Annotated in this window: 29 protein-coding genes, 1 tRNA gene and 1 riboswitch; of the genes, 20 read left to right on the forward strand and 10 right to left on the reverse strand. The window is 70.1% G+C overall.

Annotated features, from left to right (window positions below; genetic code table 11):
• Positions 1 to 139: 139 nt before the first annotated feature.
• Complete coding sequence (locus ACIO1C_RS06305) at positions 140 to 1,027, forward strand: RDD family protein (RefSeq protein WP_401859207.1); 888 nt, start codon at positions 140 to 142, stop codon at positions 1,025 to 1,027.
• Here the strand turns inward: ACIO1C_RS06305 and ACIO1C_RS06310 are convergent.
• Positions 1,013 to 1,342 (reverse strand): hypothetical protein, encoded by a 330-nt coding sequence (locus ACIO1C_RS06310; RefSeq protein WP_401859209.1) that lies wholly within the window; start codon positions 1,340 to 1,342, stop codon positions 1,013 to 1,015. The two genes, ACIO1C_RS06305 and ACIO1C_RS06310, sit on opposite strands and share 15 nt — an antisense overlap.
• A gap of 527 nt (positions 1,343 to 1,869) precedes the next feature.
• On the opposite strand from ACIO1C_RS06310, the gene ACIO1C_RS06315 reads away from it, so the two are divergent.
• A complete protein-coding gene (locus tag ACIO1C_RS06315) occupies positions 1,870 to 4,281 on the forward strand; it encodes an immune inhibitor A domain-containing protein (protein WP_401859211.1) in 2,412 nt (803 codons plus the stop codon).
• A gap of 145 nt (positions 4,282 to 4,426) precedes the next feature.
• The gene (locus tag ACIO1C_RS06320) at positions 4,427 to 4,747 is read left to right on the forward strand and encodes a hypothetical protein (RefSeq protein ID WP_327236435.1); all 321 of its coding nucleotides are present in this window, start codon (positions 4,427 to 4,429) and stop codon (positions 4,745 to 4,747) included.
• Between the two features lie 127 nt (positions 4,748 to 4,874).
• On the opposite strand, the gene ACIO1C_RS06325 is transcribed toward ACIO1C_RS06320, so the two are convergent.
• Together ACIO1C_RS06325 and ACIO1C_RS06330 are read right to left on the reverse strand one after the other, a co-directional pair.
• A complete protein-coding gene (locus ACIO1C_RS06325; RefSeq protein WP_401859213.1) occupies positions 4,875 to 5,471 on the reverse strand; it encodes a nicotinamidase in 597 nt (198 codons plus the stop codon).
• An 89-nt stretch (positions 5,472 to 5,560) separates the two neighbouring features.
• Positions 5,561 to 6,889: a nicotinate phosphoribosyltransferase gene (locus tag ACIO1C_RS06330; RefSeq protein WP_401859215.1), complete on the reverse strand. Its 1,329-nt coding sequence runs from the start codon at positions 6,887 to 6,889 to the stop codon at positions 5,561 to 5,563.
• A gap of 155 nt (positions 6,890 to 7,044) precedes the next feature.
• Between ACIO1C_RS06330 and clpS the strand changes: the two genes are divergently transcribed.
• The 10 genes from clpS to ACIO1C_RS06380 all read left to right on the forward strand — a co-directional run bounded on the left by clpS (position 7,045) and on the right by ACIO1C_RS06380 (position 14,934).
• Positions 7,045 to 7,350: an ATP-dependent Clp protease adapter ClpS gene (gene clpS / locus ACIO1C_RS06335; protein WP_401859217.1), complete on the forward strand. Its 306-nt coding sequence runs from the start codon at positions 7,045 to 7,047 to the stop codon at positions 7,348 to 7,350.
• Entirely contained in the window at positions 7,350 to 7,928 is a 579-nt protein-coding gene (locus ACIO1C_RS06340) for a DUF2017 domain-containing protein (RefSeq protein WP_401859219.1), read from the forward strand. The genes clpS and ACIO1C_RS06340 overlap by 1 nt, the downstream gene beginning before the upstream one ends.
• 332 nt (positions 7,929 to 8,260) lie before the next feature.
• A complete protein-coding gene (locus tag ACIO1C_RS06345) occupies positions 8,261 to 9,730 on the forward strand; it encodes an amino acid permease (protein WP_401859221.1) in 1,470 nt (489 codons plus the stop codon).
• Positions 9,731 to 9,836: 106 nt separating this feature from the next.
• Positions 9,837 to 10,271 (forward strand): Mov34/MPN/PAD-1 family protein, encoded by a 435-nt coding sequence (locus tag ACIO1C_RS06350; protein WP_401859223.1) that lies wholly within the window; start codon positions 9,837 to 9,839, stop codon positions 10,269 to 10,271.
• 33 nt (positions 10,272 to 10,304) lie between these two features.
• Positions 10,305 to 10,378, forward strand: a riboswitch (cobalamin riboswitch).
• A 60-nt stretch (positions 10,379 to 10,438) separates the two neighbouring features.
• Positions 10,439 to 11,449 carry an ABC transporter substrate-binding protein gene (locus ACIO1C_RS06355; protein ID WP_401859225.1) on the forward strand — a complete coding sequence of 337 codons (1,011 nt, stop codon included), beginning with the start codon at positions 10,439 to 10,441 and terminating at the stop codon, positions 11,447 to 11,449.
• Positions 11,450 to 11,455: 6 nt separating this feature from the next.
• On the forward strand, positions 11,456 to 12,496 hold the full coding sequence (locus ACIO1C_RS06360) for a FecCD family ABC transporter permease (protein ID WP_401859227.1): 1,041 nt from the start codon (positions 11,456 to 11,458) through the stop codon (positions 12,494 to 12,496).
• 49 nt (positions 12,497 to 12,545) lie between these two features.
• The gene (locus tag ACIO1C_RS06365; protein WP_401859229.1) at positions 12,546 to 13,322 is read left to right on the forward strand and encodes an ABC transporter ATP-binding protein; all 777 of its coding nucleotides are present in this window, start codon (positions 12,546 to 12,548) and stop codon (positions 13,320 to 13,322) included.
• Between the two features lie 69 nt (positions 13,323 to 13,391).
• Positions 13,392 to 13,517 (forward strand): putative leader peptide, encoded by a 126-nt coding sequence (locus tag ACIO1C_RS06370; protein ID WP_401859231.1) that lies wholly within the window; start codon positions 13,392 to 13,394, stop codon positions 13,515 to 13,517.
• A gap of 164 nt (positions 13,518 to 13,681) precedes the next feature.
• Entirely contained in the window at positions 13,682 to 13,984 is a 303-nt protein-coding gene (locus tag ACIO1C_RS06375; protein ID WP_401859233.1) for a MoaD/ThiS family protein, read from the forward strand.
• Positions 13,984 to 14,934 (forward strand): PLP-dependent cysteine synthase family protein, encoded by a 951-nt coding sequence (locus ACIO1C_RS06380; protein WP_401859235.1) that lies wholly within the window; start codon positions 13,984 to 13,986, stop codon positions 14,932 to 14,934. The genes ACIO1C_RS06375 and ACIO1C_RS06380 overlap by 1 nt, the downstream gene beginning before the upstream one ends.
• 150 nt (positions 14,935 to 15,084) lie before the next feature.
• On the opposite strand, the gene ACIO1C_RS06385 is transcribed toward ACIO1C_RS06380, so the two are convergent.
• The gene (locus tag ACIO1C_RS06385) at positions 15,085 to 15,537 is read right to left on the reverse strand and encodes a type II toxin-antitoxin system PemK/MazF family toxin (protein ID WP_401859237.1); all 453 of its coding nucleotides are present in this window, start codon (positions 15,535 to 15,537) and stop codon (positions 15,085 to 15,087) included.
• Positions 15,538 to 15,714: 177 nt separating this feature from the next.
• Between ACIO1C_RS06385 and ACIO1C_RS06390 the strand changes: the two genes are divergently transcribed.
• Positions 15,715 to 16,467, forward strand: coding sequence for an MBL fold metallo-hydrolase (locus tag ACIO1C_RS06390; RefSeq protein WP_401859239.1), 753 nt, complete (start codon positions 15,715 to 15,717; stop codon positions 16,465 to 16,467).
• A gap of 88 nt (positions 16,468 to 16,555) precedes the next feature.
• Here the strand turns inward: ACIO1C_RS06390 and ACIO1C_RS06395 are convergent, their stop codons facing one another.
• Positions 16,556 to 17,818, reverse strand: coding sequence for a PTS transporter subunit EIIC (locus ACIO1C_RS06395; RefSeq protein ID WP_401859241.1), 1,263 nt, complete (start codon positions 17,816 to 17,818; stop codon positions 16,556 to 16,558).
• Positions 17,819 to 18,139: 321 nt separating this feature from the next.
• On the opposite strand from ACIO1C_RS06395, the gene ACIO1C_RS06400 reads away from it, so the two are divergent.
• The 4 genes from ACIO1C_RS06400 (at position 18,140) to rdgB (ending at position 20,336) form a co-directional block, all read left to right on the forward strand.
• Complete coding sequence (locus ACIO1C_RS06400; protein ID WP_401859243.1) at positions 18,140 to 18,373, forward strand: glucose PTS transporter subunit EIIB; 234 nt, start codon at positions 18,140 to 18,142, stop codon at positions 18,371 to 18,373.
• A gap of 80 nt (positions 18,374 to 18,453) precedes the next feature.
• Positions 18,454 to 19,191 (forward strand): ribonuclease PH, encoded by a 738-nt coding sequence (rph, locus tag ACIO1C_RS06405; protein WP_401859245.1) that lies wholly within the window; start codon positions 18,454 to 18,456, stop codon positions 19,189 to 19,191.
• Between the two features lie 125 nt (positions 19,192 to 19,316).
• Complete coding sequence (locus ACIO1C_RS06410) at positions 19,317 to 19,703, forward strand: hypothetical protein (protein WP_401859246.1); 387 nt, start codon at positions 19,317 to 19,319, stop codon at positions 19,701 to 19,703.
• A gap of 30 nt (positions 19,704 to 19,733) precedes the next feature.
• Positions 19,734 to 20,336: an RdgB/HAM1 family non-canonical purine NTP pyrophosphatase gene (rdgB, locus tag ACIO1C_RS06415; RefSeq protein ID WP_401859248.1), complete on the forward strand. Its 603-nt coding sequence runs from the start codon at positions 19,734 to 19,736 to the stop codon at positions 20,334 to 20,336.
• Positions 20,337 to 20,395: 59 nt separating this feature from the next.
• On the opposite strand, the gene ACIO1C_RS06420 is transcribed toward rdgB, so the two are convergent.
• The 4 genes from ACIO1C_RS06420 to ACIO1C_RS06435 form a co-directional block, all read right to left on the reverse strand.
• Positions 20,396 to 20,479 (reverse strand) — tRNA-Leu (locus ACIO1C_RS06420).
• A gap of 53 nt (positions 20,480 to 20,532) precedes the next feature.
• On the reverse strand, positions 20,533 to 21,198 hold the full coding sequence (locus ACIO1C_RS06425) for an HNH endonuclease (protein WP_401859250.1): 666 nt from the start codon (positions 21,196 to 21,198) through the stop codon (positions 20,533 to 20,535).
• Entirely contained in the window at positions 21,195 to 21,848 is a 654-nt protein-coding gene (locus ACIO1C_RS06430; RefSeq protein ID WP_401859252.1) for an HNH endonuclease signature motif containing protein, read from the reverse strand. Before ACIO1C_RS06430 ends, ACIO1C_RS06425 begins: the two co-directional genes overlap by 4 nt.
• Positions 21,849 to 21,963: 115 nt before the next feature.
• Positions 21,964 to 22,971, reverse strand: a complete 1,008-nt coding sequence (locus ACIO1C_RS06435) for a GntR family transcriptional regulator (protein ID WP_401859254.1) — start codon at positions 22,969 to 22,971, stop codon at positions 21,964 to 21,966.
• Between the two features lie 197 nt (positions 22,972 to 23,168).
• Between ACIO1C_RS06435 and ACIO1C_RS06440 the strand changes: the two genes are divergently transcribed.
• Positions 23,169 to 24,362 carry an FAD-dependent monooxygenase gene (locus ACIO1C_RS06440; protein ID WP_401859256.1) on the forward strand — a complete coding sequence of 398 codons (1,194 nt, stop codon included), beginning with the start codon at positions 23,169 to 23,171 and terminating at the stop codon, positions 24,360 to 24,362.
• 62 nt (positions 24,363 to 24,424) lie between these two features.
• Here ACIO1C_RS06440 and bcp read toward each other — a convergent pair whose 3' ends face one another.
• Complete coding sequence (gene bcp / locus ACIO1C_RS06445; protein ID WP_401859258.1) at positions 24,425 to 24,892, reverse strand: thioredoxin-dependent thiol peroxidase; 468 nt, start codon at positions 24,890 to 24,892, stop codon at positions 24,425 to 24,427.
• A gap of 227 nt (positions 24,893 to 25,119) precedes the next feature.
• Between bcp and ACIO1C_RS06450 the strand changes: the two genes are divergently transcribed.
• Positions 25,120 to 25,440: a DUF3618 domain-containing protein gene (locus ACIO1C_RS06450; RefSeq protein WP_401859260.1), complete on the forward strand. Its 321-nt coding sequence runs from the start codon at positions 25,120 to 25,122 to the stop codon at positions 25,438 to 25,440.
• Positions 25,441 to 25,466 lie beyond the last annotated feature (26 nt).

A 25,466-nucleotide genomic window follows, 5' to 3' on the forward strand; every position in this document is an offset into this window, starting at 1 on the left:
GCGGTGAAGGACCGAGCCTGACGAGGGGTCGGCAGACCCTCCGTCAGCTGTACGCGGACGTCCGCGCTCCCGTGTCCCCGTACCTCCGAACGGCGGGCAAGCCGTTGCGGGCCCCTCGCGGGCGCGGTGCACTGCCCCCATGAGCAACGACCGGCCGCCCGGCCAGCAGCCACCCGACGACGACCCGTTTCGCAAGAAACCGCGGCAGTCTCCGTCGTCGGAGGGCTCACGGCCGGAGGACTCACGGTCGGAGGGCTCACGGTCGGAGGGCTCACGGCCGGGGGGTGACGGGCCGTCGGGGGAGGGCGACCGGCCGTCCGAGGGCTCACCGTACGGATCTCCGTACGGGGGAGCGGCGGGTGTCCCGCCCCCACCTCCCCCGGAAGGCTCGGACCCCTTCGGCGGCCCCTCGGGAGGCTCCCGAGGAGGCGGCCGGAGAGGCCCCGGAGGCGGCGGCCGGTACGGGGGCGGGGGCGGAGGAGACGGTCCGTACGGCGGGGACCCGCTCGACGGCGGCGGTCCTTACGGCGGTGCGGACCCCTACGCCGGCATGGCGCCCCTCGCGCCCTTCGGCAAACGGCTCACGGCCCGGATCATCGACGTCCTGGTCATCGCCATCCCCGTGGCGATCCTCTCGCTCGCCGTCGGCGGCTTCGACACGTCGACGTCGAACGGGAACAACGGGTGGAACGACTTCACCGATCAGGTGAACACCGGCAGGCAGTGGCTCTGGTCGCTCATCTCGCTCATCGCCTACGTCGCCTACGACACCCTGCTGACCAAAAGGAACGGCCAGACGCTCGGCAAGCGCTGGCTGGGGCTGCGCGTCGCGATGCTCAACAACGGCGGCGTGCCGGACACGAACGCCGCGCTGCTGCGGGCCGTCATCCTCTGGCTGCCCGCGCTGCTCTGCTGCTTCTGCCTCTGGTGGGCGATCATCATCCTGACGATCTGGACGGGCAAGCCCTACAGACAGGGCCTGCACGACCGGGCCGCCAGAACCGTCGTCGTCTCAGCGGCGCAGTGAATGCTGGCCGAAGCGGGACTCGGCGCCCGCACCCGCGTGGGCACGTGCGGCCGGCACCCGGGCCTTCCCGGTCTCCCCGCCGGTCCCGGTCGGGGCACCGGCGGCCGTACGGGCCCCGCCCGCGGCGCGAGCCGCCCTGGCCCGGCCGGGCAGCGGTACGGTCAGGGCGACGAGCAGCCCCAGCGCGAGAGCCGCTATACCGATCACCGCGACACCGATTCCCGTGGACGTACCGGAGAGCAGCAGCATGGCGAGGGTCGAGCAGACGACCGTGGCGGAACCGTAGGCGAGCTGTGCGGCAGTCGGACGCGGCATGGCGGAATCCGTCCCTCGGAGCATCGGTTGGGTGTCTCGCGTGTCTCGCGCGTACGCCTCACTGCCGCTCACAGTGGTCGTACTGGTCGTACTGGTCGCTCTGATCGCTCTAAGCGCACTGATCGCGCTGGTGATTGCACTGTCAGTCGCGGTCTTCGCCGACTCTACGACGGTGGATGCCCCCGTGGAACCAACAGTAAGCGTGAGCTAACCCACGGTGCCGTCGCACGGGGGGCGCACGGAGTCACGTCTCCCGCCAAGTGCGGGATTCAGTGCGCCTGTTGTTCGAATATCCCGGCATCCGGACGCCGCCTGGGGCCGGGGCCCCCGCGGGGCCGGGGGCCGTACCCCACCCCCGTCCGTATACCGGAGGTCCCCCCTCGCATAATGCACTTGACCAGTTCAAGTCAAGGTCTGGCTTTTCTCCTTCAACTCAGATCAAATACAGCCACTTATGACGCGCATACGCGCGCGGATCCCCCAACTCCCGGACCGCCGCCCGCATGCGCCGGGGAGGACAGCATCACGTGATCAGCAACCGACGGGCAAGAAGAGTGTCCGCGGTGATCGTGGCACTCGCCGCGACCGCCGCCACCGCTTCTGCCTTCACCACGGCACAGGCCGAGGGCAATCCCTCGTCCGGTTCGGCCGGCATCGAGCGCCGCGACCCGGCTCCTCAGAAGGCCGAGGTCGACCACGACCTCGACGGCCCGTTCAGCAAGCAGCAGGCGGCCGAGCGCAGCGCCGCCATGGAACAGGTCATCTCGGGTGACGCCAAGGTCGAGTCGCGCGGCGGCTCGCAGGTCGTCAAGCTCGGCAACAAGAAGTACGTCGAGCTGGGCCGCGAGAAGACCGACAAGATCTTCACCGTGCTGGTGGAGTTCGGCGACCAGGTCGACACCACCACGCAGTACGACCCGGACGGCGCGGCCGGCCCCAAGCCGCCGGTCGTCAAGTTCGGCGGCACGCCCGGGCCGCAGCACAACGAGATAGCCGAGCCCGACCGGAAGGTGGACAACTCCACCGCCTGGCAGGCCGACTACAACCAGACGCACTTCCAGGACCTCTACTTCGGTGAGGGCAAGGACCGCAAGGGCAAGCCGAAGGAATCGCTGAAGACCTACTACGAGAAGACGTCCTCCGGGCGTTACTCGGTCGACGGCGAGGTCTCGGACTGGGTCAAGGTCCCGTACAACGAGGCCCGTTACGGCTCGAACTACTGCGGCAGCTCCAACTGCGCCAACGTCTGGGACACGGTCAAGGACGGCGTCACCGCCTGGGCCGCGGACCAGAAGGCCAAGGGCCGGACGGACGCGCAGATCAAGGCGGACCTCTCCGGCTACGACCAGTGGGACCGGTACGACTTCGACGGCGACGGCAACTTCAACGAGCCCGACGGGTACATCGACCACTTCCAGATCGTCCACGCGGGCGAGGACGAGTCGGCCGGCGGCGGCGCCGAGGGCCCCGACGCCCTGTGGGCGCACCGCTGGTACGCGTACGGCACGGACGCGGGCCGCACCGGCCCCGCGGAGAACAAGTCCGGCGGTACGCAGATCGGCAACACCGGCATCTGGGTCGGCGACTACACGATGCAGCCGGAGAACGGCGGCCTCGGCGTCTTCGCGCACGAGTACGGCCACGACCTGGGCCTGCCCGACCTGTACGACACCGCGGGCGGCGACAACTCCACCGCCTTCTGGACCCTGATGTCGTCGGGCTCCTGGCTGGGCAACGGCAAGGACGCCATCGGCGACCGGCCGGGCGACATGACGGCCTGGGACAAGCTCCAGCTCGGCTGGCTCGACTACGCCAAGGCCAAGGCCGCGACGAACTCGACCGTCAAGCTGGGTGTCTCGGAGTACAACACCAAGAACCCGCAGGCGCTGATCGTGGACCTGCCGCCCAAGGAAGAGACCACCACGGTCGTGAAGCCCGCCGAGGGCTCCAAGCAGTGGTGGAGCGACATGGGTGACGACCTCAAGAACACCCTCACCCGCTCGGTCGACCTGACCGGCAAGTCCACGGCGTCCCTGGAGCTCCAGGGCTGGTGGGACATTGAGGCCGACTACGACTACCTGTACGCCGAGGTCTCCACGGACGGCACCAACTGGACGCCGGCCGAAGGCACCGCGGACGGTCTGCCGATCACCCGTGACTCGGCCGACAAGCCGGCGCTGACCGGTGGCTCGGGCTCGTACAAGAAGCTCGTCTACGACCTGAACGCGTACGCGGGCAAGAAGGTCGACGTCCGTTTCCGCTACCAGACGGACGGCGGCGCGGGCGGCAAGGGCTTCGCGGCCGACGCGATCAGCGTGGTCGCCAATGGCGCCCCGCTGTTCACGGACAACGCCGAGGGCGACGACGCGGGCTGGACCGCGAAGGGCTTCTCGCGCATCGGTGAGTCCTTCACCCAGGACTACCCGCAGTACTACATCGCCGAGAACCGCCAGTACGTGTCGTACGACGAGACCCTCAAGGTCGGTCCGTACAACTTCGGCTTCGCGGCCCCGAACGACAGCAAGGTGGAGCACTTCCCGTACCAGACCGGTCTGCTGATCTGGCTGTGGGACACCTCGCAGAAGGACAACAACACCAGCCAGCACGCGGGCGAGGGTCTTGTCCTGCCGATCGACGCGCACGCGAAGGCCGAGAAGTGGGCGGACGGGTCGCTGATGCGCAACCGCATCCAGGCCTACGACTCCACGTTCAGCTGGTGGCCGACGCAGGGTCTGACGCTGCACAAGGCGAACGTCGCGGCCAAGATCAAGCCGAAGCTCGGCTCGCCGGTCTTCGACGACCGCAAGGGCACCTACTTCGACGCGGCGAACCCGCAGGGAAGTGTCCAGGTTCCTGACACGAACACGAAGATCACGATCGTCGGTCAGCCGCTGGACGGCCAGACGCTCACGGTCCACGTGGGTCCCTCCGGTCGGTAACCGGAAGTAACCGCAGGTCAAAGCATGATCGGCCGTCGCCCTCTAGCGGGCGGCGGCCGATCGTGTTTAGGTGCGTCCTACGGACCTCTTATTGACAAGACGTCTCACGACGGAGCCCGACCGGCACACGGGGGAGAGGAAGACCATGGCAGGCGGAGGCTTCAGCAGACTCCCGAACGGCACGGTGGTGGTGGCACTGACCCTGCCCAGCCCGACGACCGAGGGCGGCACGGTCCGCGTCCTGGTCCACGCGGGAAACCGCGCCCGCGCCCTGACCAGGCTGCGGAATCTGGGGCTCCGGGCGGTGTACCTGCGGGGGAACGCGGAGCCGCCGACGCTGGACGAGATCACGGCGGTGCTGCACCATCCGGACGGGCTGCTGTGGCGGACGACTCCGGAGTGCGTGGAGCAGCTGTGGCAGCCCATAGGGGCGCTGCTGAGGAGGCCGGCGGGTTGGGCCGCCTAGGGCCGCTTGCGGCCCTGTGTGCGCGGCTCTGAGGCCGCGGGCCGGCGGTGGGGCACGGCCTTCGGCCGTAGGTGTCCTCAAGCGCCGGACGGGCTGGGTTTGTCGTGGTGACGGGGGGTGGGGTGGATCAGGCCACCAGCGGCTTGCCTGTGAGGGTGACTCCTGCTGCTCGCATCTCTTCCAGGGCCCGGTCCGTCGTTTCTCGGGACACGCCTGCCGTCAGGTCCAGGAGTACGTGTGTGACGAATCCCTCACGCGCCGCGTCCAGGGCCGTGGCCCGTACGCAGTGGTCCGTGGCTATGCCGACCACGTCGACCTCGGTCACCCCGCGCTCCCGCAGCCAGTCCGCCAGTCCGGCGCCGTTCTCGTCCGTGCCCTCGAAGCCGCTGTACGCCCCCGTGTACGCGCCCTTGTCGAAGACCGCGTCGATCGCGCCGGAGGCCACCGCCGGGGCGAAGTTGGGGTGGAAGCCCACCCCCTCCGTACCGGCCACGCAGTGCACGGGCCAGGTCGTCTCGAAGTCCGGGACGTCCGGAGCCGCGGCGAAGTGGGCGCCCGGGTCGACGTGGCGGTCGCGGGTCGCCACCACGTGGCGGTACACGGCGGTCGCCTCGCCGATCAGGTCGGTGATGGCGGCGGCCACATCGGCGCCCCCCTCCACCGCGAGGCTCCCGCCCTCGCAGAAGTCGTTCTGAACGTCGACGACGATCAAGGCGCGGTGCATGGCGGATTTCCTTCGGTGGGAGCGGACGGCTTCGGGGCGGTTTTGAGCCTAGAGACTCCGCCGCCCCGGGGGGAGGGGACGGGCGTCGGTCAGAGGTACACGGTCGGAATCACCGGCTCCCCGCGCGAGAGCTGGATCGCCGACATCGGCAGCCCCGCCCGTGACGCGAAATGCCGGTCCCGGGCCGCGTCCAGCGGCTCGCGGGCCACCACCCTGCCGCCCTTGACCAGCTGTACCAGCAGCTGGCTGTCGAGCAGCTCGGCCGGTACGGCTCCGGTGCCGAGCACCTCGGCCTCCGCGCGGCCCTCCGCGTCCCGCCGCCGCGCGGCCCACTTGCGGCCGCCGATGGACGTCTTCCCGCCCAGGGACTTCTTCGCCACCGGCACGAGCGGGGCCGCCGGATCCGCCGACTCCGCGCGCGCCACGATCTTGTAGACCATCGAGCACGTCGGATGCCCGCTGCCGGTGACCAGTTGGGTCCCGACGCCGTACGCGTCCACCGGGGCCGCCGCCAGCGAGGCGATCGCGTACTCGTCCAGGTCGGAGGTGACCACGATCCGGGTGTTCACCGCGCCCAGCTCGTCCAGCTGCTGCCGTACCCGGTGCGCGACCAGCAGCAGGTCACCCGAGTCGATGCGGACGGCGCCCAGTTCGGGCCCCGCCACCTCCACCGCCGTACGCACGGCCTCGGCCACGTCGTACGTGTCCACCAGCAGCGTGGTGCCCTGCCCGAGCGCGTCGACCTGCGCCCGGAACGCGTCGCGCTCGGTGTCGTGCAGCAGCGTGAAGGCGTGCGCGCTCGTGCCCACGGTCGGGATGCCGTACCGGAAGCCGGCGGCGAGGTCCGACGTCGTGTCGAACCCGCCGACGTACGCGGCGCGCGCCGCCGCCACCGCCGACAGCTCGTGCGTGCGCCGCGCGCCCATCTCGATCAGTGGCCGTCCCCCGGCCGCCGCCGACATCCGGGAGGCCGCCGCGGCGATCGCCGAGTCGTGGTTGAGGATCGACAGGATCACGGTCTCCAGCAGCACGCACTCGGCGAAGGAGCCCTCCACCCGCAGGATCGGCGACCCCGGGAAGTACGTCTCGCCCTCCGGGTAGCCCCAGATGTCCCCGCCGAAGCGGTACGAGGCCAGCCAGGACAGCGTCGCCTCGTCGACGATCTCCCGCTCCCGCAGGAAGCGCAGCACGTCCGCGTCGAAGCGGAAGTTCTCCACGGCGTCCAGGACGCGCCCGGTGCCCGCGACGACCCCGTACCTGCGCCCCTCGGGCAGCCGCCGGGTGAAGACCTCGAAGACCGAGCGGCGGTCGGCCGTACCGGCCTGGAGGGCGGCTCGGAGCATGGTCAGCTCGTACTGGTCGGTGAAGAGCGCGGTCGACGGCACGTCCACCGGCAGCCCAAGGTCCGCAGTGTTCATGGGAACGATGCTACCCCCAATACTCGTCAGAGTGACGATTTCTTTTCCGGCCGCCGCGGAGTCGTTTGTGCGACCGGCCCCCGTGGGTGGCAGCATGGGTCGTGCAGGGCTGAATCCCGGGCTGCAACCGGCAGAGAAGAAGGTCGTCCCGAACCGTGAGTGTTGCTCCGACTGAGATCGAACGCCCCGAATCGGCCGAGGAGACATACGTCGTCCCCGAACCCGACGTGCCCTGGCTGACGATCGTCCACAACGACCCGGTCAACCTCATGAGTTATGTGGCGTACGTCTTCCAGACGTATTTCGGCTACTCCAAGGACAAGGCACACGAACTGATGCTCGACGTCCACCACAAGGGCCGCGCGGTCGTCTCCAGCGGCAGCCGCGAGGAGATGGAACGCGACGTGCAGGCGATGCACGGATACGGCCTCTGGGCGACCCTGACCCAGGACCGCGACTGATGGCCGGGCACTTCGAGGCCACCCCGGGCGGCGGCGCGGCCGTCGCGCTCGACGAGGTGGAGATCTCGATCCTGCGCTCCCTGGCCATGCAGTTGCTGGAGCTGATCGGCCCCGGCGACGAGCCGGCCCAGGGCGAGGACCCGCTCGCCGCGCTCTTCGCGGTCGGCCCCAGCGAACCGCCCGAGGACCCCGCGCTGGCCCGGCTCTTCCCGGACGCGTACGGCGACGACGACGAGGAACTGAAGGAGTTCTCCTCGGAGTTCAGGCGCTTCACGGAGAACGACCTGCGGGACCGCAAGCGCGCCGACGGGATCGCCGTCGTCCGCTCGCTCGACGCGCTGGGCCCCACGGGCGAGGGCGGCGCCGTCCTCAAGCTGTCCGGCGAGGAGTGCCGGCACTGGCTGGGCGCCCTCAACGACCTCCGGCTGACCATAGGCACCCGCCTGGAGGTCACCGACGAGGACGAGGGCGCCGAGCTGTACCGGCTGCCCGACACCGATCCGCGCAAGCCGATGGTGATGGCGTACCTCTGGCTCGGCGCGCTCCAGGAGAGCCTCGTCGAGACGCTGATGTCCTGACGCGGGCTGGGTGGAGGGGGCCCGCGCCGGCCCCCTCCCGTTCGCTCAGCGGAGCCTCAATTCGGCATAACGATCACGTCACCGCTCCCGTGACGTTTGCGATCGCGGATGAAATTTGTCCACTTCTTCCTGTGCCCTCCGCCACAGCGCGGCTCCTCCGTCACCCCCTCCACCGTGATAGATCTGCACGACCCCCCGGGGACGCCACCCCTGTCCCCGGGGGTGTTTCCAGCGGCCGACCGCCGACGGCACTCCATCCGTATCCGGGGGGATCAGGAACCGGTCCACCGCCGACGACGGCGTGGACCGGCAGGGAGAAAGGGCGCATCACCATGACCTCTGCGCAGGTCGACAAGGGGCACGGCGACGGCGGCGAGGCCGCTCCCCGTACCGGTGGAGAGGACACCGGCGAAGAGGGCTACGAGCGCGGACTGGGCAGCAGGCAGGTCCAGATGATCGCGATCGGCGGCGCCATCGGCGTCGGCCTCTTCATGGGCGCCGGAGCGAACATCGCCAAGGCGGGGCCCAGCATCATCCTCATGTACGCCCTCGCCGGCGTCGTGATCTTCTTCATCATGCGGGCCCTCGGCGAACTGCTGCTCTACCGCCCGGTGTCGGGCTCCTTCGCGGAGTACGCCCGGGAGTTCCTCGGCCCGTTCTTCGGGTTCGCGACGGGGTGGACGTACTGGCTGATGTGGGTGGTCACCGGCATGGCCGAGCTGACCGCCGCCGCCATCTACATCCACTTCTGGTTCCCCGCGATCCCGCAGTGGGTCAGCGCGCTGGTGTTCCTCGTTGTCCTCTTCGGTGTGAACCTGATCTCGGTGAAGATCTTCGGCGAGGTCGAGTTCTGGTTCTCGATGATCAAGGTCACCGCCATCATCGGCATGATCGTGATCGGCCTCGGCGTCCTCACCCTCGGCTTCTCCGAGGCCGGTGACACCGCGCAGGCCTCCAACCTCTACGCGCACGACGGCGTCTTCCCCAACGGCATCGGCTCCAGCCTGATGACCCTCCAGGGCGTGATGTTCGCCTACCTCGCCGTCGAACTCGTCGGCGTCACCGCGGGCGAGTCCGAGAACCCCGAGAAGACCCTCCCCAAGGCGATCAACACCCTGCCCTGGCGCATCATCGTGTTCTACGTCGGCGCGCTCTCCGTCATCCTCGCCGTCGTCAAATGGACCGAGTTCTCCGCCGGCACCAGCCCGTTCGTGTACGCCTTCGAGAAGATGGGCATCCCGCTCGCCGCGGGCATCGTCAACTTCGTGGTGCTCACCGCCGCGCTTTCCTCCTGCAACTCCGGCATGTACTCCACCGGCCGGATGCTGCGCGGCCTCGCCGCCAACAGCGAGGCGCCCAAGGCCTTCGGCAGGCTCAACTCCCGCAGGACCCCGGCGCTCGGCATCACCGTCTCCGTCGCCCTGATGGGCATCGGCGTGATCCTCAACTACATCGTCCCGGAGAAGGCGTTCGGGTACGTCACGTCCGTGGCGACCGCCGCCGGGGTCTGGACGTGGCTGATGATCCTGGTCAGCCACATCCGCTACCGCCGAGCCGTCGACGCGGGCCGCCTGCCCGCGTCCTCCTTCCCGGCCCCGGGAGGAGCGGTGTTCAGCTGGGTCGCGGTCGCCTTCCTGGCGCTCGTCACGTGCCTGATCGCGTACGACAAGGACGCGCGGGTCTCCCTGTACGTCGGCGCGGTCTGGGCCGTGGGTCTCGCGGTGGGCTGGCGGTTCCTCCAGCGCCGTACGACCGGGAGCACCGAGAGCGACGCGCCCGAGTACGCCTCCGCGGCGGAGTAAGCGGCTCCTGGCGCAGTAATCGCCTTCTGTACGGGACCGGCCCCGGCCTCCGTACACCCGACCCGGCCCCGCCCTCCGCGGGGCCGGGTCCGTTTATATTTCCAGCATGCTCACCATCAGCCAGGCCCTGCACGACCAGATCGTCGCGCACGCCCGACGCGACCACCCCGACGAGGCCTGCGGCGTGGTCGCGGGCCCGGCCGGCAGCGGGCGCCCCGAGCGCTTCATCCCCATGCTCAACGCCGCGCGCTCGCCCACCTTCTACGAGTTCGACTCGGCCGACCTGCTCAAGCTCTACCGGGACATGGACGACCGCGACGAGGACCCGGTGATCGTCTACCACTCCCACACGGCGACCGAGGCCTACCCGTCCCGTACCGACATCACGTACGCGAACGAGCCCGGGGCCCACTACGTGCTGGTCTCCACCGCCGACAGCGACGGCCTCGGCCCGTTCCAGTTCCGCTCGTACCGCATCGTCGACGGCCAGGTCACGGAAGAGGACGTCGAGGTCGTCGCGGACGGCCCCGAGGGCGTCTGAGAGACTGACCGGCGAACCCGAGGCGGCAGGACCCAGGAAGCCGGTGCGAATCCGGCGCGGTCCCGCCACTGTGACCGAGCCCTCCGGGGCCCGGCAGCCAGGAACTGACCTGCCGCCCTTCTTCCACCAACCAGGGGACGCGGAAATCCCCTGGAGGAGGCCCAGCCGTGCATGTCATTCCCGGGCGCCGCCGCGCGCTCATAGCCGTCGCCCTGTCCGCCGCCCTCCTCCCGCTCGCCGCCTGCGGCGACAGCACGGACGGCAGGGACGCGACCCGTGCGAAGCCCGCCGCCGACGCCCCCCAGGGCTTCCCGTACACCGTCACCAACTGCGGCGTGACCACCACCTACCAGGCCCCGCCGAAGCAGGTGGTCACCATGAACCAGCACGCCACCGAGGTCATGCTGGCCCTCGGCCTCCAGAAGTCCCTGGCCGGCACCGCCTACCTGGACGACAAGATCCTCCCGGCCTACGCCAAGGCCTACGCGGACGTCCCGGTCCTCGCCAAGGAGTACCCCTCCAAGGAGAAGCTCCTCGCCGCCGACCCCGACTTCGTCTACGGCGGCTACTCCAGCGCCTTCGACGCCGGGGACGGCCGCAGCCGCGACGCGCTCAAGAACTCCGGCGTGAACACCCGGCTCAACCTGGAGAACTGCACCACGGGGAAGACCACCCTGGACGACGTCTACCAGGAGGTACGGGAGGTCGGCCGCACCTTCGGCGTCCCCGACCGCGCCGAGAAGTGGATCGCCCACGCCCGCACCACCGTCGCGCACACCGCCGAGGACCTCAAGGACGTCGAGCCGCTCTCCGTCTTCGTCTACGACAGCGGCGACAAGACCGCCTTCACCGCGGGCGGCAAGGGCATCGGCAACGAACTGATCACCCGCGCCGGCGGCCGCAACGTCTTCGCCGGCCTCGACAAGTCCTTCGGCGACGCCACCTGGGAACAGGTCGTCGCCCGCAGGCCCGAGACCGTCGTCATCTACGACTACGGCTCCACCACCGTCGCCCAGAAGGAGAAGCGCCTCCTGGACGACCCCGTGCTCAAGGACGTCCCGGCGGTCAGGAACAAGCGGTTCGCCGTCATGCCCCTCTCCGAGGTCGTCCTCGGCGTCCGCGCCCCCGACGCCATCGCGGAACTCGCCGCGCAACTCCACCCCGAGACCGTGAAGTAAGACCCGGTGAGCGCCACCACCCCGCCCGCCCGCGGGCGGATACGCCACACCCTCGTGCTGACCGGCCTCGCCGCCGCACTCGCCGCCGCCGTTGTCGCGGCCCTCGCCCTCGGCTCCGTCCGCATCCCGCCCGGTCAGGTCCTCGCCGCCCTGACCGGGCGGGCGGAACCCGGCCCCTTCCGTACGATCGTGCTCGACGTACGACTGCCGCGCGTCCTCCTCGGCGCGGTCGTCGGCGCCGGGCTCGCCGTCGTCGGGACCGTCCTCCAGGCACTCGTACGCAACCGGCTCGCCGACCCCTTCCTCCTCGGCATCTCCTCCGGCGCGTCCACCGGCGCCGTCCTGGTCCTCGTGCTCGGCGTCGGCGGCGGAATCACCACCACCGTCGCCATGCCCGCCGCGGCCTTCGCCGGCTCCCTCGTCGCGATGGTCCTCGTCTACGGGCTCGCGCGGCGCGGCGGCGAACTGACCGGCGGCCGGCTCGTCCTCGCCGGCGTCACCGTCTCGTACATCCTCACCGCCCTCACCACCCTCGTCCTGGTCGTCTCCGCCCGCCCCGAGCACTTCCAGGAAGCCCTCTACTGGTCGATGGGCGGCCTCGGCAGCGCCCGCTGGTCCACCCTCCTGCTGCCCGGCCTCGTCCTCACCCTCGGCACCGCCGTCCTCATGGCGCTCGCCCGGCCGCTCGACCTGCTCCTCCTCGGCGAGGAGGGCGCGACCGCCCTCGGCCTGGACACCGCCCGCTTCCGCGCCGCCGTCTTCGTCCTCGCCTCCCTGGTCACCGGCGTCATGGTCGCCGCCAGCGGCGCCGTGGGCTTCATCGGACTGCTCGTCCCGCACGCCGCCCGGATGGCCGTCGGCGCCACCCACCGCGTCCTGCTGCCCGTCGCCGCGCTCGGCGGGGCCGTCGTCCTCGTCGCCGCCGACCTCGCGGCCCGTACCGTCGCCGCCCCACAGGACATCCCCGTCGGCGTGCTCACCGGGCTCACCGGCGGCCCGTTCTTCCTCTGGCTGATGCGCCGCCGCCCGGAAGGATCCCCCGTATGACGCGTACGGAAGGAGCCGTCGCACGACGAGTCCGGAAGGAGCCCCCCGTATGACCGCCTCACTGTCCCTCGAAGGACTGTCGTACGAGGCGGGCGGACGCGTCCTCGTCGACCGCGCCGACCTCACCGCCGCGCCCGGCGAGACCGTCGGACTCGTCGGCCCCAACGGCAGCGGCAAGACCACCCTGCTGCGCTGCGTGTACGGGACGCTGCGGCCCAGCCACGGACGCGCCCTGCTCGACGGGCGCGACCTGCACACGATGACCCCCAGGGAACGGGCCCGCCGGATCGCCACCGTCCCGCAGGACGGCGGCACCGAGTTCGAACTCACCGTCAGGGAGGTCGTCGCCATGGGCCGCTCCCCGCACAAACGCTTCTGGGAGGCCGACACCGCCGCCGACACCACCCTCGCCGACGAGGCCCTCGCACGGGTCGGGATCGCCGACCTCGCCCCGCGCGCCTTCCCCACCCTGTCCGGCGGCGAACGCCAGCGCGCCCTCGTCGCCCGCGCCCTGGTCCAGCGGCCGGCCCTGCTCGTCCTGGACGAGCCGACCAACCACCTCGACATCGGCTACCAGCTCGGCATCCTCACCCTGATCAAACGATCGGGGACCACCAACCTCCTCGCCCTGCACGATCTCAACCTCGCCGCCCACTACTGCGACCGGATCTACGTCCTCCGGGCGGGCCGGATCGTCGCCTCAGGCACCCCGCACGACGTCCTCACCCCCGCACTCCTCGACACCGTCTACGGCGTGAAAGCCGAGGTCAGCGAGCATCCGGTGACCGGCAGACCCCTGGTGGTCTACCTGCCGCCGTCCACCTGACGAACACCTTTCGTCCGCCGGGCGAGACGGCCTATCGGGATGCGAAGCGGGAATCGATACGATGACCGCATGGTTCTTCCCGACGTGAGCGACAAGACGCCGAGCACCCCGCTGCTCGTGGCGCGGCTGCACGTCGACCTGTGCCGCCTCGCGAGCGCCATCTGTCCCGACGCGTGTCCTGACGCGGCCGGCTGAGCCCCGACGCCCGGGCCGGAACGAGAGCCTCCGCCAGGCCCGTACGCCGCCCGCGTCCCTACCGCCGCACCACCCCCTCCGCGCGGGGGCGCGAGCCGCGCGCCCATACTTCTCCCGCCCGGCCCGTTCCTCCCGCCCCGCAGCACCGACAAGGAGCCCACGTCATGGCCATCGAGGTCCGCATCCCGACCATCCTCCGCACCTACACCGACGGAGCGAAGGCCGTCGAGGGCACCGGCGACACGCTCTCGGACCTGTTCGCCGACCTCGACACCCGCCACGCCGGCATCCGCGAGCGGCTCATCGACCCGGCCGCGGGCAACCAGCTCCGCCGCTTCGTCAACGTCTACCTGAACGACGAGGACGTCCGCTTCCTGGACGGCATCTCCACCAGCCTGTCCGACGGCGACAGCGTCACCATCCTCCCGGCGGTCGCCGGCGGCGCTCCCGAGACGCACACGGCCTGATGCGCTACGAATCCCCGCTGGCGGCGGTCGGCAACACCCCTCTGGTACGGCTTCCCCGGCTGTCGCCCTCGGACGACGTCCGGATCTGGGCCAAGCTGGAGGACCGCAACCCGACCGGCTCCGTCAAGGACCGGCCCGCCCTGCACATGGTCGAGCAGGCCGAGAAGGACGGACGGCTCACCCCGGACTGCACGATCCTGGAGCCCACCAGCGGCAACACCGGCATCTCGCTCGCGATGGCGGCCAAGCTCAAGGGCTACCGGATCGTCTGCGTCATGCCGGAGAACACCTCACGGGAGCGGCGCGACCTGCTCACCATGTGGGGCGCGGAGATCATCCCGTCCCCGGCGGCGGGCGGCTCCAACACGGCCGTGAAGGTCGCGAAGGAGCTGGCGGCGAAGAACCCCGACTGGGTGATGCTCTACCAGTACGGCAACCCCGACAACGCGGGCGCCCACTACGCCACCACCGGCCCCGAGATCCTCGCCGACCTGCCGTCCGTCACCCACTTCGTGGCCGGCCTCGGCACGACGGGCACGCTGATGGGGGTCGGCCGGTTCCTGCGCGAGCACAAGCCCGACATCAAGATCGTCGCGGCCGAGCCGCGCTACGACGACGTCGTGTACGGACTGCGGAACCTGGACGAGGGCTTCGTACCGGAGCTGTACGACGCGTCCGTCCTCACCACCCGCTTCTCCGTCGGCTCGGCCGACGCGGTGACCCGTACCCGTGAACTCCTCCAGCAGGAGGGCATCTTCGCCGGCGTCTCCACCGGCGCCGCGCTCCACGCGGCGATCGGCGTCGGCAAGAAGGCGGTCAAGGCGGGCGAGAGCGCGGACATCGTGTTCGTCGTGGCGGACGGCGGCTGGAAGTACCTGTCGACGGGCGTGTACACGGCGGCCACGACGGAAGAGGCGATCGAGACGCTGCACGGCCAGCTGTGGGCGTGACGGGAGCAAAACCAAGCCCGTTCGGCACACGTCAAGCCCGTCCGGCGATTGAGGACACCACGCGGCCGAAGGCCGTGTGCCCCACCCGCACGCCCGCACCGGCACAAGCACCCGCACCCGCATCCGCACCCGCACAAGAACCCGCAACGGTCACCCCGCCAGATCCCGCACCCGCTCCCACAACGCCGGATCCACCCGCGACGCCCGCCGCCGGAAGTCCTTGAGCCGTACGTTCCTCAGCTCACCCGTCTCCAGATAGCTCCGGCGGCCCTGCGCGTCGCCCACCGTGTCGGGCGGCAGAAGGATGACACCGGGGCCGTCGTGCTGCTTCGTCGTGATCTTCACGACCCGCGCGCTGTTCCCCCGGACCGACAGGACCAGACACGGCCGGTCCTTCGACCCGGGGCCGTCCTCGAACGGAACATTCGCCCACCAGATCTCCCCCGGGACGGGCCGCCCGGTCCGCTTCGGCGCACGGGCGGGACCTCCCGGCGGCCTGGTCCTGCCACCCGGCCGGGGGCTGCGGCCCCAGCCGTCCACCACCGAGGCGATCAGCGCGAGCGCCACCACGACGACCAGAACGATCCACCACGTCGTATTCATGACGCCGAAGGTATCGCCCCGCCGAAGGTATCGCGCCGAACCGGCGATCCATCCGAACCGGTGACAGAGCAGGTGAGTTCGCCCACAGACGACCGGTGTGGAGGAGCGACCGGCCCTTTCGCGCCTTACGCTCGAAGACCGAACGACCCCCGTCCACGCAACGGAGGTTCACGCTCCATGAAGCTCACCGTCGTCGGCTGCTCGGGCTCCTTTCCCTCGGTGGGATCGGCCTGCTCCAGCTACCTCGTAGAGGCCGACGGCTTCAGGTTGCTCCTCGACATGGGCAACGGCGCCCTGGGCGAGTTGCAACGCCATGTCGGTCTGTACGACCTCGACGCCATCTTCCTCAGCCATCTCCACGCGGACCACTGCATAGACATGTGCGGGTATTTTGTCGCCCGCTACTACCGCTTCGACGGCGGGCGCTGCGGCGCCCTGCCGGTGTACGGCCCCGAAGGCACCGAACAGCGGCTCACCACGGCTTACGCGGACACCCCGACGGACAAGTCCATGAGTGAGGTCTTCGACTTCCACACGCTCAAGCCGGGCTCCTTCGACATCGGCCCCTTCCAGGTACGTACGGAGAAGGTCGCGCACCCCGTCGACACCTTCGGCGTACGCATCGAGCACGGCGGCCGCTCGCTCACCTACTCGGGAGACACCGGCGTGTGCGAACCGCTGGTCGAGCTGGCCGAGGACACGGACCTGTTCCTGTGCGAGGCGGCGTTCACGTACGGCAAGGAAGACATCCCCGGCCTGCACCTCAACGGCCGCGAGGCCGGCGCCCACGCCGCCCGCGCCCGGGCGCGGCGGCTGGTGCTCACCCACATCCCGCCGTGGACGGACGCCGAACGGAACCTGTCCGACGCCCGCGCGGTGTACGACGGTCCGGCCGAACTGGCGGTGCCGGGGGCGGTGTACGAGCTCTGACGCCTGACGCCTGCCGTCTGACGGCGCGTCGAAGCCCCCGTCTCTCCGAGGAGAGACGGGGGCTTCGACGTGTTGTCCCTACTTGTCTCTACGCCTTCGTGAGGTCGTCGACCTCTTCCTCGGGCTCACGCCCCGGAGTCTTCAGGTCGAACCTGACGATCGCGTACCGGAAGACGCCGTAGTAGATCGCGGCGAACACCAGCCCGATGGGGATGATCAGCCAGGGGCGGGTGGCGATGTTCCAGTTCAGCGCGTAGTCGATGGCTCCGGCGGAGAAGTTGAAGCCGTCATGGACGCCCAGGGACCAGGTCAGCGCCATCGAGGCCGCCGTGAGGACCACGTGGATCACGTAGAGCAGCGGCGCGATGAACATGAACGAGAACTCGATGGGCTCGGTCACCCCGGTCACGAACGACGTGAGGGCCAGCGAGATCATCATGCCCAGCACGGCCTTGCGGCGCTCGGGGCGGGCGGTGTGCGCCATGGCGAGGGCGGCGGCGGGCAGGCCGAACATCATGATCGGGAAGAAGCCCGACATGAACATCCCGGCGCTCGGGTCACCGGCGAGGAAGCGGTTGTAGTCACCGTGGACGACCACCCCGGCCGCGTCCTTGAAGTCACCGAGCTGGAACCACGCCACCGTGTTCACGAACTGATGCATGCCGACGGGGATCAGACCGCGGTTCACGGCGCCGAAGAGCGCGGACCCGCCGGAGCCGAGCCCCGTGATCCACTGGCCCACGTCGGTGATGCCGTCGCCGATGGGCTCCCAGGCCAGACCGAAGATCACACCGACGATCGTGCCGACGAAGGCCATGATGATCGGGACGAGCCGGCGGCCGTTGAAGAAGCCGAGCCAGTCGACCAGTTTTGTACGGTGGAAGCGCTGCCACAGCACCGCGGCGAGCAGCCCCATGATGATGCCGCCGAACACACCCGGGTCGTTGTACGTCGCGGCTATGTCGGCCTTCGGTGTGATCACGGCGTCCGTGACCGGGAACGACTGGAGCACCTTGCTGTAGACCAGGAAGCCGACGAGCGCGGCGAGCGCCGTGGAGCCGTCCGACTTCTTGGCGAAGCCGATGGCCACACCGACGCAGAACAGCAGCGGCAGGGCGCCGGTCAGGGCGCCGCCGGCGTTGCTGAAGACGGAGGCGACCTTGTCCCAGCCGAGCCCGTCCTTGCCGAAGACGTCGGGGGCGCCCAGGCGGACCATCAGGCCCGCGGCGGGCAGAACAGCGATCGGCAGCTGAAGACTGCGCCCCACCTTCTGAAGGCCCTGGAACACTCCGGAGCCCCGCTTCTTGGCGGGGGCGGGCGCGGGTGCCGCCGCGGCGGTGGCCGTAGTCATCAACTTCCTCCAGAAGACATGGCGCCGCCAGGGGACAGGGGGACGAGCGAAGGGGTGACGGCGGCGTCAGCTTGAACACAGCGCGCGGCCGTGTGGTCTACACCACTGAGTGGTGTAGACCAGTTCTAACATGGTGTGGGTTAAATAAGGAACCTCTGTAAATGTGGTCTGGGCCATAGTCGTCGCCGCGCTCGCGGCGGAACTGGTGTAGACCAGTTGGGGTACGTTGTGAGCCGGTCGCCCGCCCGTGAAGATGGGGCGACCGTGCGTTACCGTGACAAAACGTTACTGTGACAAAACGCTCTAGAGCTGGAGAAAGACATGGCCACCAAGGCTGAGAAGATCGTCGCCGGGCTCGGCGGGCTCGAGAACATCGAAGAGGTCGAGGGCTGCATCACCCGCCTCCGCACCGAGGTCGTGGACCCCTCCCTCGTCGACGAGAAGGCGCTGAAGGCCGCCGGGGCCCACGGTGTCGTCAAGATGGGCACGGCGATCCAGGTGGTCATCGGGACGGACGCGGACCCCATCGCGGCGGACATCGAAGACATGATGTGAGGACGGCCTGATCGCTCGCCGGGGCCCGTACGCGTACCACCGGAACGGGCCCCTCACCCATCCCCGCTAGGCTCTTGGCCATGTCTCGCATCGACGGCCGCACCCCCGAACAGCTCCGCCCCGTCACCATCGAACGCGGATGGAGCAAGCACGCCGAGGGCTCCGTCCTCGTCTCCTTCGGCGACACCAAAGTCCTCTGCACCGCCTCCTTCACCGAAGGCGTCCCCCGCTGGCGCAAGGGCAGCGGGGAAGGCTGGGTCACCGGCGAGTACTCGATGCTGCCCCGCGCCACCAACACCCGCGGCGACCGGGAATCCGTACGCGGCAAGATCGGCGGCCGTACGCACGAGATCAGCCGGCTCATCGGCCGCTCCCTGCGCGCCGTCATCGACTACAAGGCGCTCGGCGAGAACACCATCGTCCTCGACTGTGACGTCCTCCAGGCCGACGGCGGCACCCGCACCGCCGCCATCACGGGCGCGTACGTCGCCCTCGCCGACGCGGTCGCCTGGGCGCAGGGCAAGAAGATCGTGAAGGCGGGACGCAAGCCGCTCGTCGGTACGGTCGCGGCGGTCAGCGTCGGCATCGTGGACGGCACACCGCTGCTCGACCTGCGGTACGAGGAAGACGTCCGCGCGGACACCGACATGAACGTCGTCTGCACCGGCGACGGCCGCTTCGTCGAGATCCAGGGCACGGCGGAGGCGGAGCCGTTCGACCGCAAGGAACTCAACACGCTCCTCGACCTCGCGACAGCCGGCTGCACGGACCTCGCGACGATCCAGCGCGCGGCGCTGGAGGGAACGCTCGGCGGCTGAGCGGGGCTCACCACCGGGTAAAGGCGCAACCAAGGATCACCCCCAGGCGTCTTTACGCGTACGGGCGTACGGGCCGAACCGTACGCCCGTCCGCGTACGACCTTTTATCCCCGGGGGGATCCGAGATGGGCCCGCGCCACCGCCGTACCGCACTCGCCGCAGCAGCCACGATGCTCACCCTGAGCGCGGTGGCGGGGTGCGGCGCACTCGACAAGGCGGTCGACTGCGTCCAGACCGCCGAGGCCATCAGCGACAGCGTCGGCAACCTCCAGCAGGCGATATCCGACGCGGGCGACGACCCGCTGAAGATCGATGACGCGCTGAGCGGCATCGACAGCGAACTCGACAACCTCAACGACAAGACGGACAACGCCGACCTGAGCAAGGCGGTGGACCAGCTGTCCGACGGCGTGAACAACGTCCGTACGGCGGTCAAGGACGGCGACAACAGCCCCGACCTCACGCCGATCACGGACGCGGCGACGGAGATAGGCAAGATCTGCACGCCGTGAGGCGCCGGCACTCAGGGCGATACTGAGGGCATGACGCGCCTGATCCTCGCCACCCGCAACGCCGGGAAACTCACCGAACTCAAGGCCATCCTCGCCGACGCGGGCCTGCCCCACGACCTCGTCGGCGCGGACGCCTACCCCGACATCCCGGACGTCAAGGAAACCGGCGTCACCTTCGCCGAGAACGCCCTGCTCAAGGCCCACGCCCTGGCCGACGCCACCGGCCTCCCGGCGGTCGCCGACGACTCCGGCCTGTGCGTGGACGTCCTGGGCGGCGCGCCCGGCATCTTCTCGGCCCGCTGGTCGGGCACCCACGGCGACGACACCGCGAACCTCACCCTGCTCCTGGCCCAGCTCGCCGACATCGCGCCCCCGCACCGCGCGGCCCACTTCGCGTGCGCGGCGGCCCTGGCACTCCCCGACGGCACGGAACGCGTGGTCGAGGGCCGCCTCCTGGGCACCCTCCGCACCACCCCGTCGGGCACGAACGGCTTCGGCTACGACCCGATCCTCCAGCCGGAGGGCGAAACGAGGACGTGCGCGGAGCTGTCTCCGCGGGAGAAGAACGCGATCAGCCACCGGGGGAAGGCGTTCCGGGCGCTGGTGCCGGTGGTGCGGGAACTGCTGGGCTGAGGCCGGAGCGGCAAAAAACGGCCTGCGCATCGATCCTTCGATTCGCAGGCCGTTTGCTGTGCGGCGGAAGGGATTCGAACCCTCAAGCCCTTTCACAGGCCACAGATCCTAAGTCTGCCGCGTCGCCGTTGCGCCACCGCCGCTAGCCGCCTGCCATCGTACCGGGCAGGCGGCTGAGCTGGATCCAAGCGGTCCTCTAGGGCGTACGGCTCCGAGTGCCTCCCCGACACCACGTGGGGGTGACGGCGTGACAGTTGGGACACAGCAGTCGGAGGTTGTCCCGGCGGTTGTCGCTCCAGTCACCGTTAATGTGGTCGACCTCCAGTGTCATCGGCTTGCCCCGCCAGGCCGGCCCCGTCCCGCATTCGGCGCACAGCGGGGGAACGCCCACCGCGTACAGAGCCCGGCGGAGTTGGACGGCACGGGCCCGCTGCCGGCCGCTGTGTTTGACGAGTACGTCTTCGGGGGGTCTGGCCTGTGTTCTGCCCGGCTTTCCGCGTTGATGCGCCTGGCCCAGGAAGTGGGACGTCGAGATGCCTTCGTCGCTCGTCCATTGCCTCAGCAACGCTCGTTGCCTGCCGCTGTCCGGCAGGCCCAGGCGCCGCAGGGCCTCGGCGATGGAGAGGGACGGGGCGACGGCTTCCCGCAGGGCCTCGCCCGAGGGGTGCGGCTTCCGCCTGCGAGCACCGGCGGGACGGAAATGCGAGATGTCGATCCCGAAGTGGGCGAAGCGCCGGGTCAGGTACCGCCGCAGGTGCTCGTAGGGGCGTGTCCCCAGTAAGGCGATCACCTCGTCCATGTCGTGGCATCGTTCGGCCGCCTCGGCCAGCCTGTGCTGTGTATAGCGCTGGACGTGGCTCATCGGTTCGCCGCCCGCTGCTTGCTCCGACGGTAGGTGTCCGTCGTCGAGTGGCAGTTGGGGCACAGGATCCGCAGATTCTCGATGCGGTTGTCGCGCCAGTCACCATTGATGTGGTCGACCTCAAGGGGGAGGGGGCGTCCGCGCCAGACGGCTCCGCAGCCGCAGAGCGCGCAGCCATCCTCCCGGCCCAGGTCGACCATCGCCCGCTTGAGCCGCGAGCTGGGCGTACGGCGGGCGTGGGCCTCGTCCGTGACGACCAGGATCTCCTCGGCCGACCGGCGGTTCCGGTTCATGCGCATCCGCGCGGTGCGTGCCTGCGGCGTGAAGTGGGACGTGTCGATGCCGAGAGTCTTCACTCGGCGGCTGATGTGCGTGTGCTGCCCGCCGACCACCTCGACCCCGAGGCGTCGGAGCACCTCGCACATGCTTGTCGACGCCGCGACGGCCGATTCGAGTGTCGCGCGGGACCACCGGAGCCCTTCGCGCTCGAAGTGCGAGGTCTCGACACCCAGTTCTTTCATCCGCTCGGCTATGTACCGCCGTTTTGCGGGCTTCTGGTCGACGCCCAACTTCGTCAGCGCCTCCGACATCGTCCTCGACGAGCTCGCCGCCTCCGCGAGGCGTTCTCGTGTGTATGGGCTCGCTGGCATGGGTTTCGTCCCTCCGGTCCGGGTCTGTGTTCGTTCTCCGTACGGGACAACGAACCGGATATCGGTTGGTTACGTCCGATAAACGGAACGGAGGTTGCCTCTTTTGGGGGTGTTCTCAGGTACCGGCGTCCGGGGTCGTCCCCGGGCCGCCCTCCACGATCACCGCGATCCCGTCCAGCAGCGGCCGCAGGCCGAACTCCAGCAGGGTGTCCAGGTCCAGGTCGTAGCCGTCGCCCAGGCCTGTGATCACCCGGGTCACCGCCGGGTATCGCGGGGAGGTGAGGATCCGCCGCATCGCCGCCGCCTGGCCGTCCAGCCACTCGTCCTCCGTCAGACCCGTCGACGCCGCCGCCTGCGCCTCGCGTTCCAGGTTGACCGCGAGGCCCTGGACGTAGCTGTACAGCAGTACGTGCAGGTCGAACAGCGTCACCGGATCCAGCCCGTGGCCCTCCAGCGCGCTCAGCATCCACTCGGCGTGGACCATCAGGTTCGGCAGCATCAAGGGGCGCGACAGCGGGTGGAGTTGGGCCAGCCACGGGTGCTTGCGGTACAGCCGCCACAACGTGCGCGTGCCCAGTTCCACCCGCGTCCGCCAGTCGTCCGGGAGCGTGGCCGCGTCCGGATACTCCGCCTCGCCGAACGCCGCGTCCGCCATCAGCAGGACCAGGTCCTCCTTGCTGTCGACGTACCGGTACGGGGACATCGCGGCCACCCCCAGCCGCGCCGCGACCCCGCGCATGGAGAGCGCCGCCAGCCCCTCCGCGTCGGCGATCTCCACGGCCGCCTCGACGATCCGCTCCCGGGTGAGGAGTGCGGGGGGCGGCAGGGGGCCGTGGGGGTGAGCCGTCAGGGGGCGTTCCCCGCGTGGCTCCTTCGCCGGCCCCGCCACCACCGTCCCCACCCTCGGGCGCGCCTCCACCAGCCCCTCCCTCCCCAGCCTCGCCAGCGCCTTCGTCGCGGTGGCCGCCGCCACGCCCCACTCCCGTGCGATCTGCCGGGTCGACGGCACCCGGTCGCCGGGGGCGAGTTCGCCGTCCGCGACGCGCCGCCGGATGTCCGCCACGATCCGCAGGTACGGCGGAGGCGGAGGCGGCGGCTGCTCGGGTGGTGTGGTCCTGGGCATCGTCCTCGTCCCCTCGCATCGGACATTTTTTCGCACATCTTCGCGCCTGTACTAGTGCAGAGGTGGGCGGGACTGATGCCGCGCCAGACGGCCGCTCCCGCCCTCTGACCTAGTACAGCAACGACAAACTACCAGTTGGCAGCCCTGTTCGTACGCCGTACATTCAGACGCATACACCGTACGAAAGGGGCTCCCGCATGAAGACCGTGCTCATTTCCGGCGCAGGCATCGCCGGCTCCGCCCTCGCCCACCACCTCCACCGCCGCGGCTTCGCCCCCACCGTCGTCGAGCGCGCCTCCGCGCCCCGTCGCGGTGGTCAGGCGGTCGACATCCGCGGCGCCGCCCTCGACGTCGTCGGGCGGATGGGGCTGCTCGGCCGGGCGCGGGAACTCCGTACCCGTATCCGGGGCATGTCCGTCCTCGACGCCGACGGCAACGAGGTCCACCGCTCCACCGAAGTCGCCTACAGCAGCGGCCGGCTGGACAGCGACGACATCGAACTCCTCCTGGAGGACCTGGTGTCACTGCTCCACGAACACACCGGCGACGGCGGCACGTACCTCTTCGGCGACACCGTCACCGCGCTCACCGAGCAACCGGACGGCATACGCGCCGACTTCGCGCACGCGCCCTCCCATGTCTTCGACCTGGTCGTGGGGGCGGACGGGCTGCATTCGACCGTACGGCGGCTGGCCTTCGGGCCGGAGGAGCGGTACGCGCACCACCTCGGCACGTACCTCTCCGTCTTCGGTGCCGACAACTTCCTCGGCCTCGACCAGTGGCAGGTGTGGCTCCAGGACGGGGACAACGGCTTCGGCATCATGCCCGTCCGCGACAACGCCGAGCTGCGGATCGCCTTCGGCTTCCGGTCGGAGCCGCTCGGCGGCGGCCGGGACGGCCGCGACGGCCGGGACCCCGAGCTGTTCCGGAAGATCGTCGTCGACCGGCTCGCGGGTATGCGCTGGGAGGCGGCGGAGGGACTCGCTGAGGCCGCCGCCACCGCGCCCGACTTCTACTGCGACGCGATGGCCCAGATCCGGATGGAGCGCTGGTCGCGCGGGAGGGTGGTGCTGCTGGGCGACGCCGGGTACTGCGCGTCCCCGTTGTCCGGCCAGGGCACCAGCCTGGCCCTGGTCGGCGCCCATGTGCTGGCCGACGAGCTGGGCCGGGCGGGGGAAGGGGACGGCGGCCACGAGGGCGCCTTCTCCCGGTACGAGGACCGCATGCGGCCCTTCGTCACGCTCAACCAGGCCCTGGCCACGGAGAACCCCGGCGGCCCGGCCTCCGAGGAGTCGGTCACCCGCGCCAAGAACGCGATCTCGCTCCAGTGCGCACGCGAACCGGGATCCCCCGGAGGAGGGATCCCGGTCACAGAGTCGTTCAGGGGCTGAGCGGCTAGGTCGTGTCCGCGAAGTGGCGTCTGGCCCGCGACGCCCTTCTTCGCGGACACGCCCTAGAGGCCCAGGTCCTTGATGATCTTGGCCACATGGCCCGTGGCCCGGACGTTGTACAGCGCCTGCTCCACCTTGCCGTCCTCGTCCACGATGATCGTCGACCGGATCACGCCGGTCACGGTCTTGCCGTACATCGTCTTCTCGCCGAAGGCGCCGTACGACCCCAGGACGGCCTTCTCGGGGTCGCCGACCAGCGTCACCCGGAGGTTCTCCTTGTCCCGGAACTTCGCCAGCTTCTCCGGCTTGTCCGGCGACACGCCGATGACGTCGTAACCGGCGCCGGCCAGCAGGTCGAGGTTGTCGGTGAAGTCGCACGCCTGCTTGGTGCAGCCGGGGGTCATGGCGGCCGGGTAGAAGTAGACGATGACCTTGCGGCCCTTGTGGTCACCGAGGGAGACGTCGTTGCCGTCCGCGTCGGGCAGGGTGAAGGCGGGGGCGGTGTCGCCGGGCTGAAGTCGCTCGCTCATGGTTCTGGTTCTCCTCGGTGGAGGTGGGGGTATCGCCGGATCTCGGGGTACACGCGGTCAGGCGCACGGAGGTCTCAGGCGTACGGAGGTACGTTGCCGAGGGTAATGCGGCCGGGCCCGATAGGGGGTGCCGCCGGGTGCGCGGGGCGTTGAACTGACAGACTGTCGAGCGGTACGGACAGAAGTACTGACGAAGGATTACCGGACACGACGACGGAGGCAGCGCGGTGTCGGATTCCAGGACCCCGGCGCAGATCGAGGCGGACATCGTCCGCCGGCGCGGGATGCTCGCCGAGACGCTCGACGAGATCGGGGTGCGGGTGCACCCGAAGACGATCGTCGGCGACGCGAAGGCCAAGGTGGCCTCCAGTGTGGACCAGACGGCCGGACGGGCGTTCGTCGCCGTGAACAGGGCGGTCGCGGGTCTGCGGGCGCAGTTCGTCGGCATGGACGGCGCTCCCCGGCTGGAGCGGGTGGTGCCGGTGGCGCTGCTCGCGGTGGGGGTCGTGGGGCTGTACGCGATGTCGGCGCGCCGCCGCCGGGGGTGACCTGACCAGGAGGGGCGCGGCGGCCG

The sequence above is a fragment of the Streptomyces sp. NPDC087420 genome, from assembly GCF_044744165.1.
Lineage (GTDB): Bacteria > Actinomycetota > Actinomycetes > Streptomycetales > Streptomycetaceae > Streptomyces.